This is a genomic window from Streptosporangium saharense (assembly GCF_014203715.1).
GTDB lineage: Bacteria > Actinomycetota > Actinomycetes > Streptosporangiales > Streptosporangiaceae > Streptosporangium > Streptosporangium saharense.
The window spans coordinates 495,982-507,685 of the sequence record NZ_JACHJP010000002.1 but is presented as its reverse complement, the minus strand read 5'-3'; the positions used below and the strand labels follow the sequence as shown (position 1 = coordinate 507,685).

Below are 11,704 nucleotides of genomic sequence, written 5' to 3'. Positions count from 1 at the left end.
GAAGGGCCCGTAAAGGCTAAAACCCCCGTCAAACGGTTTTCCGCGTCACGGACCCCCGGTGGACGCCCCGCCGGATCGGCTCCCCCCGTCTGGCGTGCGGCGACCATCAGAGTGTCCGCAACGGTTCAGACGCCGACAACTGTCCTGAAAGTCGGCCTCTCCTGACATCAGGGCCACACGACCCGCGTCTCCACCCTCGGGTGGAGATCTCCGGTCTCCACCCGTGCTCCGATCCGGGCCGGGGCCGCCGTCCCTACCGTCGAGGCCATGGAACCGCTGCAGATCGCCGCCCTCTCCCTCCTCGTCCTCGCCCTCGTCGTCTACCGCCAGATGCGGACCCGGCCCGCGCGGAGCCGCGGCCTCCTGGTCTTCGGCCTCGTCCTCACGGTGGCCGGCGTGTACGGCGGGGGCCTGTTCGACACGGGGTTCTCCGTCCTCGGGGTCGCCGTGGTCGCCGTCGAGGTGGCCATGGCCCTCGCCTTCGGCGCCCTGCGCGCCTGGACCGTGCGGGTGTGGCGGGACGCGGACGGGGTCGCCTGGTCCAGGGGCACCGGGTGGACCCTGCTGGCCTGGCTGGTCTCCTTCGCCGCCCGCCTCGCCCTGTTCGCCGCGGGTGGCGCGCTCGGCCTCACCTACCGGCCGGCCGCCGCCCTCGTCTTCGCGGGCCTGACCGTCGCGGCCCAGGCCGTCCTGGTCGCCCGGAGGGGACGCACGTTTGCCGGAGCCGAATGGGTGCCCGCCGCGCCGCAGGTCGCGCGGGATCGGTAACGTCCATGGCGTGACGAGGCAACACCGGGAGAGCGCGCTCGCCCCCGTCGTCCTGCGGACCGGGGTGATCGCGCTGTTCCTGCTGGCGCAGGCGAGGTCGGGGCCCGGGTTCGGCCTGACGGGGGAGGGGCTCGTGGTCACGGTCCTCGCCGTCGCGGTCGCCGGGCTCCTGGCCGTGGCGATCCTGCCCTCGGCGGCCGCGCCCTCACCGCGCCTGCCGCTCCTCGGGGTGCCCGTCAAGGTCGTGGCCCTCGGCCTCGCGGTGCTGCTCACGGTCTGCCTGGACGCGGTGGCCGCCGACGGACCCGCCGTCGCGGTCCTGCTCTTCGGGGTGGGGACCGCCGCCGTCAGGTATCCCTTCGCCCACTCGCTGCCGATCGGGCTGCTCGCGCTGGGCGGGCTGCTCGTGTCCGGAGCCGTGGCCGGTGCCCTGGACCGGGACCTCAGCCTGGCCTTCAGCGTCTGTATGGTCTTCATGATCGCCTACACGATCAGGGAGCGCAGGGCCGCCAGGAGCGCCCAGGAGCGCGAGGCGGTGCTCGCCGAGCGCGCCCGCATCGCCAGGGAGATCCACGACATCCTCGCCCACAGCCTGTCGGCGCAGGTCGTGCACCTCGAAGGGGCCAGGATGCTGCTGCGCGCCGACCGGGCCGCCGAGGCCCTCGAACGCGTCGAGCGCGCCGGTGACCTGGCCAGGAACGGTCTCGACGAGGCCCGCAGGGCCGTCTCCGCGCTGCGGGAGAACCAGCCGCCGCTGCCGGAGGCGCTGCGGAGACTGGCCGAGGAGTTCCACGCCGCCACAGGGCAGGAGTGCGTCCTGCTGCTGCCGAGCCAGGAACGGCGCCTGCCGCCGGAGACCGAGCTGGCCGTGATCCGCACCGCGCAGGAGGCCGTCACCAACGTGCGCCGCCACGCCCCCGGCTCTCCCGCGACCGTACGGCTCGGCTTCCACGGCGGCTTCTGCGAGCTTGAGGTCACCAACCCCGTCGCGGACAGGCCGGGGACGCCCGGGGGAGGATACGGGATCGTGGGCATGCGGGAACGGGCCGAGCTTCTCGGCGGCACGCTGGAGTCGGGGGAGCGGGACGAGATCTTCCTGGTCCGGCTGCGAGTGCCCGCGTGAACGCCAGGGTGCTGGTCGTGGACGACCAGGCCGTGGTCCGCGAGGGGCTGGTGCTGCTGCTCGGCCTGCTGCCGGACATCGAGGTGGTCGGCTCGGCCCCCGACGGGCGGGAGGCGCTGCGGCTGGTCGCCGAGCTGCGTCCCGACGTCGTGCTGATGGACCTGCGGATGCCGAGGATGGACGGGGTCGAGGCGACCCGTGAGATCCGCGCGGCCTTCCCCGCGACCCAGGTCGTGGTGCTGACCACCTACTCGGACGACGAGTCGGTCTTCGCCGCGCTGCGCGCCGGGGCGCGCGGCTTCCTCACCAAGAGCGCCGACGCCGAGGAGATCGCCAGGGCCGTCGCGGCGGTCGTCAACGGCGACGCCCAGCTCGACCCCGGCGTGCAGCTCCGCCTGCTCAGCGCCGTCGTCGAGGACAGGCGGCCGCCTGGCCGTACCCGGCCTGACGTCCAGAGACAGGGGCCGCTGCCCGACGGGCTGACCCCGCGCGAGGCGGAGGTGCTGCGGCTCATCGCCAGGGGGCTGTCGAACGCCGAGATCGCCGCGGTGCTGTTCGTCGGCGAGGCCACCGTCAAGACGCACATCAACAACCTGTTCGCCAAGGCCCATCTGCGCGACCGGGTCCACGCCGTCACCTACGCCTACCGCGTCGGCCTGGCCGAGCCGGAGGCCCCCGACGCGTAGGGAACGCGTCAATAAACAGTGCGAAGGCGTATGGAACCCATCAAGGCGCGCAAAAACCGATAAATCACGCGATTTCCTTGTCGTATGGCCGCCGCTCGGCGGCCGGGAACGTACGCCGACAAGGAGTTGAGGATGGCCGACGTCATCTTCGTCGCCCTGACGATCGTGGTCTTCGCGGTCCTCGGGCTCGCCGTCAAGGCGGTGGAACGGCTGTGAGCGCCGTCAACGCCATCGGCCTGGCCGTGGCCGTCGTGCTGGCGGCCCTCATGGTCGCCGCCCTGCTGTTCCCGGAGCGCTTCTGATGTCACCGGCCCTGTCGGGGATCGTGTTCATCGCCTCCCTGATCGTCACCCTCGCGGTGGTCCACCGCCCCCTCGGTGACCACATGTACCGCGTCTACACCGGCCAACGGCACCTCGCCGTCGAACGGCTGATCTACCGCCTGGCCGGGGTGCGCCCCGAGGCCGGGCAGCGCTGGAGCGCCTACGCCCGCGCCGTGCTCGCCTTCTCCGCCGTCTCCGTGCTCCTGCTGTACGGCATGCAACGCCTGCAGGACCGGCTGCTGCTGAGCCTGGGCATGCCCCCGGTCCCCGGCCACGTCGCCTGGAACACCGCGGTCAGCTTCGTCACCAACACCAACTGGCAGGCCTACTCCGGCGAGTCCACCATGGGACACCTGGTGCAGATGGCCGGGCTCGCGGTGCAGAACTTCGTCTCCGCCGCGGTCGGCATGGCCGTCGCGATCGCCCTGGTGCGCGGCCTCGCCCACCGTGGGAAGGAGGAACTGGGCAACTTCTGGGTCGACCTGGTGCGCGGCTCGATCCGCATCCTGCTGCCGATCGCCTTCGCCGGGGCACTCGTCCTGGTCGCGGGCGGCCTCGTGCAGAACCTCGCCGCCCCGCACGAGGTGACCACCCTGACCGGTGGCACCCAGGCGATCACCGGGGGCCCGGTGGCCAGCCAGGAGATCATCAAGGAACTCGGCACCAACGGCGGCGGCTTCTACAACGCCAACTCCGCCCACCCGTTCGAGAACGCCACCGGCTGGACGAACTGGGTGGAGATCCTCGCGATCCTGCTGATCCCGTTCGCGCTGCCGCGCACCTTCGGCCGGATGGTCGGCGACAGGCGGCAGGGGTACGCGATCGTCGCGATCATGGCGACGATCGCCGTCGTCAGCGTCGCGGTGCTGACCGGCCTCGAACTGGCCCACGGCGGCACCGTCCCGCAGGCGGCCGGCGCCGCCATGGAGGGCAAGGAGGCGCGCTTCGGCGTCGCGAACTCCGCGACCTTCGCCGCGGCCACCACGCTGACCTCGACCGGCGCCGTCAACTCCTTCCACGACTCCTACACCGCGCTCGGCGGCATGGTCACGATGTTCAACATGATGCTGGGCGAGGTCGCGCCGGGCGGCGTCGGCTCCGGCCTGTACGGCATGCTGGTGCTGGCGGTGATCACGGTGTTCGTCGCCGGGCTGATGGTCGGGCGCACCCCCGAGTACCTCGGCAAGCGGATCGGCGCCCGCGAGATCAAACTCGCCTCGCTGTACTTCCTGGTCACCCCGGTCCTCGTGCTGGTGGGCACGGCGCTGGCGATGGGCTCGCCGGAACAGCGCGCGAGCATGCTCAACGGTGGCCCGCACGGCCTGTCCGAGGTGCTCTACGCCTTCACCAGCGCTTCCAACAACAACGGCTCCGCCTTCGGCGGCCTGTCCGCGGGCACCCCGTGGTACGACGTCGCCCTCGGGCTGTGCATGGCCTTCGGCCGCTTCCTGCCGATCGTGTTCGTGCTCGCCCTGGCGGGCTCCCTGGCCCGGCAGGACCCGGTCCCGGTCTCGGCGGGCACGCTGCCGACCCACCGGCCGCAGTTCGTCGGCATGGTCGTCGGCGTCACGGTCATCCTGGTCGCGCTGACCTTCCTGCCCGCCCTCGCACTCGGCCCGCTCGCGGAAGGAATCCGGTAGAGGTGTCCACCCCAACACTCCACGCTCCCACCGGCCGGGTCGGCGGCGGCCTGCTCGACCCCAAGCAACTGGTCACCTCCCTGCCCGGCGCGTTCACCAAGCTCAACCCCGTCACGCTGTGGCGCAACCCGGTCATGTTCGTCGTCGAGGTCGGCGCGGTCTTCACCACCGTCCTCGCGCTCGTCGATCCCTCCTTCTTCGCCTGGGCCGTCGTGGTCTGGCTCTGGCTGACCGTGCTCTTCGCCAACCTCGCCGAGGCCGTCGCCGAGGGACGCGGCAAGGCCCAGGCCGCGACGCTGCGCGCCGCCAAGCGCGACACCGTCGCCCGCAGGCTCAAGGACTGGCGGCCCGGCGCGACGGAGGTCTCCCACGACCGGGTCGGCGCGTCCGAACTGCGGCAGGGCGACCTCGTGCTCGTCGAGGCGGGGGAGACGATCCCCGGCGACGGCGACGTGGTCGAGGGCATCGCCAGCGTGGACGAGTCGGCCATAACCGGCGAGTCCGCGCCCGTCATCCGCGAGTCCGGCGGTGACCGCTCGGCCGTCACCGGCGGCACGAAGGTGCTGTCCGACCGGATCGTCGTCCAGATCACCCAGCGGCCAGGAGAAAGCTTCATCGACCGGATGATCGGCCTCGTCGAGGGCGCCGACCGGCAGAAGACGCCCAACGAGATCGCGCTCAACATCCTGCTGGCCGCCCTGACGATCATCTTCCTGACCGCGACCGTCACCATGCAGCCGCTGGCCATCTACTCCAGGGCCGTCAACCCCGGCGTCCCCGACTCACCCGCGCTGACCGCCGACGGCGTCAGCGGGATCGTGCTCGCCGCCCTGCTGGTCTGCCTCATCCCGACCACCATCGGCGCGCTGCTGTCGGCGATCGGCATCGCGGGCATGGACCGGCTGGTGCAGCGCAACGTGCTCGCCATGAGCGGCCGCGCGGTCGAGGCCGCCGGGGACGTGTCCACGCTGCTGCTGGACAAGACCGGCACCATCACGCTCGGCAACCGGCAGGCCGCCGAGTTCCTCCCCGCGCCCGGCGTCACGCCGGAGGAACTGGCGGAGGCGGCCCAGCTCTCCAGCCTCGCCGACGAGACCCCGGAGGGCCGCTCCATCGTCGTGTTCGCCAAACAGGCCCACGGCCTGCGGGAACGCGCCCCCGGGGAACTGGCCCACGCCGAGTGGGTGCCCTTCACCGCCCAGACCCGCATGTCCGGGGTCGGGGTGGACGGCCGCCAGGTCCGCAAGGGCGCGGCGACCGCGGTGATGAAGTGGGTGCGCGACCACGGCGGCCACCCGACCGGCGAGGTCGGCGCGATCGTGGACGCCGTCTCCGCCACGGGCGGCACCCCGCTCGTCGTCGGCGAGGTCACCGACGGCACCGCCAGGGTGCTCGGCGTGATCCACCTCAAGGACGTCGTCAAGCAGGGCATGCGCGAACGGTTCGACGAGATGCGCAGGATGGGCATCCGCACCGTCATGATCACCGGGGACAACCCGCTGACCGCCAGGGCCATCGCCGACGAGGCCGGGGTCGACGACTTCCTGGCCGAGGCCACCCCCGAGGACAAGCTCGCGCTGATCAGGAAGGAGCAGCAGGGCGGACGGCTGGTCGCGATGACCGGCGACGGCACCAACGACGCCCCCGCCCTGGCCCAGGCCGACGTCGGGGTGGCCATGAACACCGGCACCTCGGCCGCCAAGGAGGCCGGGAACATGGTCGATCTCGACTCCAACCCCACCAAGCTCATCGAGATCGTGGAGATCGGCAAACAACTGCTCATCACCCGGGGCGCGCTGACGACCTTCTCCATCGCCAACGACGTCGCCAAGTACTTCGCGATCATCCCGGCGATGTTCGCCGCCGTCTATCCCGGCCTGGACGCCCTCAACGTGATGCGGCTGGCCAGCCCGCAGTCGGCGATCCTGTCGGCGGTGGTGTTCAACGCGATCGTCATCGTCGCGCTCATCCCGCTGGCCCTGCGCGGGGTGCGCTACCGGCCTGCCAGCGCCTCCAGGCTGCTCAGCCGCAACCTGTACGTCTACGGCCTGGGCGGCGTCGTCGCGCCGTTCCTCGGCATCAAACTCATCGACCTGCTCCTTCAGTTCCTTCCGGGGATGTCTTAAATGGAACGCCTGCCCGGCTGGGTTCGCCGGCATCTCGCGGCGCTGCGCGCGCTGCTCGTCCTGACCCTGGTGCTGGGGGTCGTCTACCCCCTGGCCGTCACCGGCATCGCCCAGGTCCTCCTCAACCACCAGGCCAACGGCTCCCCCCTGTTCAGGGACGGCCACGAGGTCGGCAGCGAGCTGATCGGCCAGAGCTTCACCGGCAGGGACGGGGCCCCGGCCGGCAAGTACTTCCAGAGCCGTCCCTCGGCGGCGGGTGACGGCTACGACCCGCTGGCCAGCGGCGCGAGCAACCTGGGCCCGGAGGATGTTCTGGACGTCCTGCCCCGTTCCGGCGCCCGTCCCGACACCGGCAGGCAGTCCCTGCTGACCCGGGTCTGCGCCCGCTCGAAGGCCGTGGGACAGCTTGAGGGCGTCGGTGGCGGCAGGCCGTACTGCACGGTGGACGGGGTGGGCGCGGTGCTGAAGGTCTTTCCGGTGACCGGCACCCCCGAGCGGGTGGTCAGCGCCAACCAGGCCTGCCCCGCCAGGCCGTTCCTGGCCACCTACCGGGGCGTCGCCGTCGAGTGCGCCAGGCCGGGCGAGGACCTGTCCGCCGGGCGTACGGTTCCGGTCCGTGGCACGGCGGTCGCGGTCGTGCCCGCCGACGCCGTCACCGCGAGCGGCTCCGGCCTCGACCCGCACATCTCCGTCGCCTACGCCGAACTGCAGGCCCCCCGTGTCGCCAGGGAACGCGGCCTCGGCGTGGCGCGGGTCAGGGAGCTGATCGGGGAGCACACGACGGGCCGCGCCCTGGGGTTCATGGGTGAACCGGTGGTCGACGTCCTGGAACTCAACCTCGCCCTCGACAGGGGATGATCGGAGGAGAGGAGGTGAGTGGGCGATGAGCGGGGCACGCGGGCAACTGCGGATCTACCTGGGCGCCGCCCCCGGCGTCGGCAAGACCTACGCGATGCTCGACGAGGGGCACCGGCGCCTGGCCCGTGGCACGGACGTGGTCGTCGGGCTCGTCGAGACCCACGACCGGCCCCGCACCGCCGCGCTCCTCGAAGGCCTGGAGGTCGTCCCCCGCAGGACCCTGGTCCACCGGGGGGCGAGCTTCACAGAGCTCGACGTGGACGCCGTCATCGCCCGCAAGCCGAAACTGGCGCTCATCGACGAGCTGGCCCACACCAACGTGCCCGGCTCACGCAACGCCAAGCGCTGGCAGGACGTCGAGGAGATCCTGGAGGCCGGGATCGACGTCATCTCCACAGTCAACGTCCAGCACCTGGAGTCGCTCAACGACGTCGTCCAGGAGATCACCGGCGTCCCGCAGCGCGAGACGGTCCCCGACGAGGTGGTACGGCAGGCCGACGCCGTGCAACTGGTGGACATGGCGCCGGACGCGCTGCGCCGCAGGATGGCGCACGGCAACGTCTACCTGCCGGAGAAGGTGGACGCGGCGCTGTCGAACTACTTCAGGGTCGGCAACCTCACCGCGCTGCGGGAGCTGGCGCTGCTGTGGGTCGCGGGCAAGGTGGACGACCAGCTCGACCGCTACCGCGCCGAACACGGCATCGCCGGGACCTGGGAGGCGCGCGAGCGCGTCGTGGTCGCGCTGACCGGCGGCCCGGAGGGCGACACGCTGGTACGGCGGGCCGCCAGGATCGCGGCCAGGACCAAGGGCGCAGACCTGCTGGCCGTCCACGTCACCCGCTCCGACGGGCTCGACGGCACCGACCCGGCGCACCTGGCCCGTCAGCGCGCCCTCGTCGAGAGCCTGGGCGGCACCTACCACCAGGTGGTCGGCGACAGCGTCCCCCGCGCGCTGCTCGACTTCGCGGGCGGGGTCAACGCCACCCAGCTCGTGCTCGGCGCCTCCCGCAGGGGACGCTTCGCCCAGCTGTTCTCCCGGGGGGTCGGGGTCACGACCACCGCGCTGTCCGGCTCCATCGACGTCCACATGATCACCCACGGCGAGGTGGGCAGGGGAGCGGGACGCGACCGGCCGAGGGCGGCGCTCACCCGGCGGCGCAGAATCGCGGGCTGGGCCATGGCGCTGCTGGGCATCCCGGCGATCACCGCGCTGCTCGCCCCGCTCAGGGACGACCTGAAGCTGTCGAGCGCGATCCTGGTGTTCCTGCTCATGGTGGTCTGCGTCGCCCTCGCCGGGGGCATGTGGCCCGCGGTCACCGCGGCCGTCGCCGGGTTCATGCTGCTCAACTACTACTTCACCCCGCCCGTCGACCGCTTCACCATCGCCGACCCGGAGAACCTCTTCGCGCTCAGCGCCTACGTGCTGGTCGCCGTCATGGTGAGCGCGGTCGTCGACCTGGCCGCGAGACGGACCAGGGAGGCGGCCAGGGCGAGCGCGGACGCCGAGGTGCTCTCCACCCTGGCCGGACACGTGCTCAGGGGGGAGGCGGCGCTGGCGTCCCTGCTGGCGCGGCTGCGCGAGACCTTCGGGCTCGCCTCCGTCACGCTGCTCGAACGCACCGGCGAACCCGCCCCCGACGACCGCTCCGAGCCCGGGGCGTGGCGGATCGCGGCCACCTCGGGCGGCCCGCCCTGCGCCACCCCCGGCGCCGCGGACACCGACGTGGTGATCGACCGCGACCTGGTGCTCGCCGCCCGGGGAAGGCTGCTCGACGCGGCCGACCGCAGGGTCCTCGAAGCCTTCGCCGCAGAGGCCGCGGTCGCCCTGCGCCAGGAACGGCTACGGCGCGAGGCGGACCTGGCGGGGCCGCTGGCCGAGGCCGACAGGATGCGCACCGCGCTGCTCGCCGCCGTCAGCCACGACCTGCGCACCCCGCTCGCCTCGGCCAGGATCGCGGTGGACAGCCTGCTCAACACCGAGATCGACTGGAGCGAGACGGACCGGCGGGAGCTGCTGGCCACCGCGGAGGAGTCGCTGGCCAAGCTCGACCGGCTGGTCGCCAACCTGCTCGACATGAGCCGCCTGCAGGCGGGGGTGCTCGGCCTGGCCCTCGAACCGGTCGCGGTCGGGGAGATCGTCCCGCGCTCCATCGACGACCTCGGGCCGCTCAGCGACCGCGTCGAGGGCGACATCCCGCCCGACCTGCCGGAGGTCGTCGCCGACCCGGCCCTCGTCGAGCGGATCCTGGTCAACGTGATGTCCAACGCCGTCCGCTACACCCCCGCAGACCGCAGGGTCCTCGTCACCGCCAGCTCCTACGGCGACAGCGTCGAGGTCCGCGTCATCGACCGGGGACCGGGTGTGCCGAGCCAGGCGCACGACCGGATCTTCATGCCCTTCCAGCGCCTCGGCGACCGCGACAACCACACCGGCGTCGGTCTCGGACTCGCGCTCTCCAGGGGGCTGGCCGAGGCGATGGGCGGCACGCTCACGCCGGAGGAGACACCAGGGGGAGGCCTCACCATGATCCTGACGCTGCCCATCGCCTCCGGGGAACGGGCATGACCCGCGTCCTGGTCGTCGACGACGAGCCGCAGATTCTGCGCGCGCTGCGCATCAACCTCCTGGCCAGGCACTTCGAGGTCGCGGTCGCCGACGGCGGCGGGGCGGCCCTGCGCGAGGCCGCAGACTGGCACCCCGACCTCGTCGTCCTGGACCTCGGGCTGCCGGACATCGACGGGATCGACGTCATCCACGGGCTGCGCGGCTGGACCACGGTGCCGATCATCGTGCTGTCCGGGCGGGCGGGCAACCAGGACAAGGTCGAGGCCCTGGACGCCGGGGCGGACGACTACGTCACCAAGCCGTTCAACATCGACGAACTGCTGGCCCGCATCAGGGCGGTCACCAGAAGGACAACCGCCCACGAGGCCGAGCTGGCCAACGTCCAGCTCGGCACGCACGTGGTCGACCTCGCGGCCAAGACGATCTCGGGTGGCGTACGGCTGACGCCGACCGAGTGGCACCTGCTGGAGATCCTGCTGCGCAACCCGGGCAAGCTCATCAGCCAGCGCCAGCTGCTGACCGAGGTCTGGGGGGCCGCCTACATCAGGGAGACCCACTACCTGCGCCAGTACATGGCTCAGATCCGTAGGAAGCTGGAGCCGGACCCGGCCCGCCCCGTCCACCTGCTCACCGAGCCCGGCATGGGCTACCGCTTCCAGCCGTGAACGGCTCAGACGGGCGGGGCGACCTCGCGGACCACGTCGGCGTAGAGACGGAACAGCACCGCGGGCCCGGCCGGGCCGTCCCTGCGCAGCAGGTGTGACCAGCAGCGGGCGAGCAGGTCACGGGCCTGGGCGCCGGGCCACGGGCTGGGAAGCAGCTCCGGGGGAAGCAGCGGGTCGGGGTCCATGGCCCTGGTGAACTCCGAGGCGAGCTCGATCGCGACGGTGAGCAGCTCGGTCCTGGACAGCTCTTCCGGGGCGCCGAGCCGTACGAGACGGGGCTTGGCGACGGCGGCCAGTCGGCGGTGGCGCGCGGCGACGTCGTCGAGCGGCCACAGCGCCGCGGCCAGCGCGCGTGGGTCCCGCTCGCCGCCGACGCGCAGGTCCCGGCTCAGCGCGTAGGTGACGCCGTCGGCGACGCCCAGCTCCCTGGCCCTGGCCTCGACGAGGTCCTCCCAGGCGTTGGCCGAGACGTAGAGGCCGCCCTGCACCGGCGCCCCGCCGAGCCGCAGGATCGTCTCCCGCAGACCGTCGCGCGCGGCCCTGGCGGACTCGGGTACGGCGAAGGCCACCAGATGCCAGGTGCCGTCCCAGGGGGCCAGGCCGCGGTCCTGCCTGAAGGCGTGCCTGACGAACTCCACGGCGGGGGCGAAGGACGGCCAGGCGTCCGCGGTGACCCTGAGCACGGCCCCGCGGCCCCGGCCCTCCTGGGAGAAGCTCCCCTCCCTGACGAGCCGCCCCACGCACAGCCGGACCTGCTGGTCGCTCATCCCCAGCTCGGCGGCGACCGCGTACAGCTCCCCGGCGTCCACGGTCGCGTCATGGCGGACCATCCCGTGCACGAGCGTGCGCGTGGAGATCTCGACGTCCCTCACCGCGCGGCCTGTCCCGGGCGCGTCACCGTGGCGACCTTCTTCCGGTACGGCTCCGCGTCCCCGGGTAGTCCCCGGAG

At 72.4% G+C, this 11,704-nt stretch carries 11 protein-coding genes; 10 read left to right on the top strand and 1 reads right to left on the bottom strand.

Going from position 1 to position 11,704, the window contains the following annotated elements:
- Window positions 1-267 precede the first annotated feature (267 nt).
- From FHS44_RS11425 to FHS44_RS11380, 10 genes are all read left to right on the top strand, one after another.
- Window positions 268-768, top strand: coding sequence for a hypothetical protein (locus tag FHS44_RS11425; protein ID WP_184713939.1), 501 nt, complete (start codon window positions 268-270; stop codon window positions 766-768).
- Window positions 769-778: 10 nt separating this feature from the next.
- The gene (locus FHS44_RS42300; protein ID WP_184713938.1) at window positions 779-1,891 is read left to right on the top strand and encodes a sensor histidine kinase; all 1,113 of its coding nucleotides are present in this window, start codon (window positions 779-781) and stop codon (window positions 1,889-1,891) included.
- On the top strand, window positions 1,888-2,577 hold the full coding sequence (locus tag FHS44_RS11415; protein ID WP_184713937.1) for a response regulator: 690 nt from the start codon (window positions 1,888-1,890) through the stop codon (window positions 2,575-2,577). Before FHS44_RS42300 ends, FHS44_RS11415 begins: the two co-directional genes overlap by 4 nt.
- A gap of 84 nt (window positions 2,578-2,661) precedes the next feature.
- A complete protein-coding gene (locus FHS44_RS41695) occupies window positions 2,662-2,793 on the top strand; it encodes a hypothetical protein (protein WP_281401368.1) in 132 nt (43 codons plus the stop codon).
- Complete coding sequence (locus tag FHS44_RS11405; protein ID WP_184713936.1) at window positions 2,790-2,879, top strand: K(+)-transporting ATPase subunit F; 90 nt, start codon at window positions 2,790-2,792, stop codon at window positions 2,877-2,879. Before FHS44_RS41695 ends, FHS44_RS11405 begins: the two co-directional genes overlap by 4 nt.
- Window positions 2,879-4,540: a potassium-transporting ATPase subunit KdpA gene (gene kdpA, locus FHS44_RS11400; RefSeq protein WP_184713935.1), complete on the top strand. Its 1,662-nt coding sequence runs from the start codon at window positions 2,879-2,881 to the stop codon at window positions 4,538-4,540. Before FHS44_RS11405 ends, kdpA begins: the two co-directional genes overlap by 1 nt.
- 2 nt (window positions 4,541-4,542) lie before the next feature.
- Window positions 4,543-6,666, top strand: a complete 2,124-nt coding sequence (kdpB, locus tag FHS44_RS11395; RefSeq protein ID WP_184713934.1) for a potassium-transporting ATPase subunit KdpB — start codon at window positions 4,543-4,545, stop codon at window positions 6,664-6,666.
- Window positions 6,667-7,524 carry a potassium-transporting ATPase subunit C gene (locus FHS44_RS11390; RefSeq protein ID WP_184713933.1) on the top strand — a complete coding sequence of 286 codons (858 nt, stop codon included), beginning with the start codon at window positions 6,667-6,669 and terminating at the stop codon, window positions 7,522-7,524.
- 25 nt (window positions 7,525-7,549) lie between these two features.
- The gene (locus FHS44_RS11385; RefSeq protein WP_184713932.1) at window positions 7,550-10,090 is read left to right on the top strand and encodes a DUF4118 domain-containing protein; all 2,541 of its coding nucleotides are present in this window, start codon (window positions 7,550-7,552) and stop codon (window positions 10,088-10,090) included.
- Complete coding sequence (locus tag FHS44_RS11380) at window positions 10,087-10,755, top strand: response regulator (protein ID WP_184713931.1); 669 nt, start codon at window positions 10,087-10,089, stop codon at window positions 10,753-10,755. Before FHS44_RS11385 ends, FHS44_RS11380 begins: the two co-directional genes overlap by 4 nt.
- A 5-nt stretch (window positions 10,756-10,760) precedes the next feature.
- Here FHS44_RS11380 and FHS44_RS11375 read toward each other — a convergent pair whose 3' ends face one another.
- A complete protein-coding gene (locus tag FHS44_RS11375) occupies window positions 10,761-11,627 on the bottom strand; it encodes a PaaX family transcriptional regulator C-terminal domain-containing protein (protein ID WP_312863613.1) in 867 nt (288 codons plus the stop codon).
- Between the last annotated feature and the right edge of the window lie 77 nt (window positions 11,628-11,704).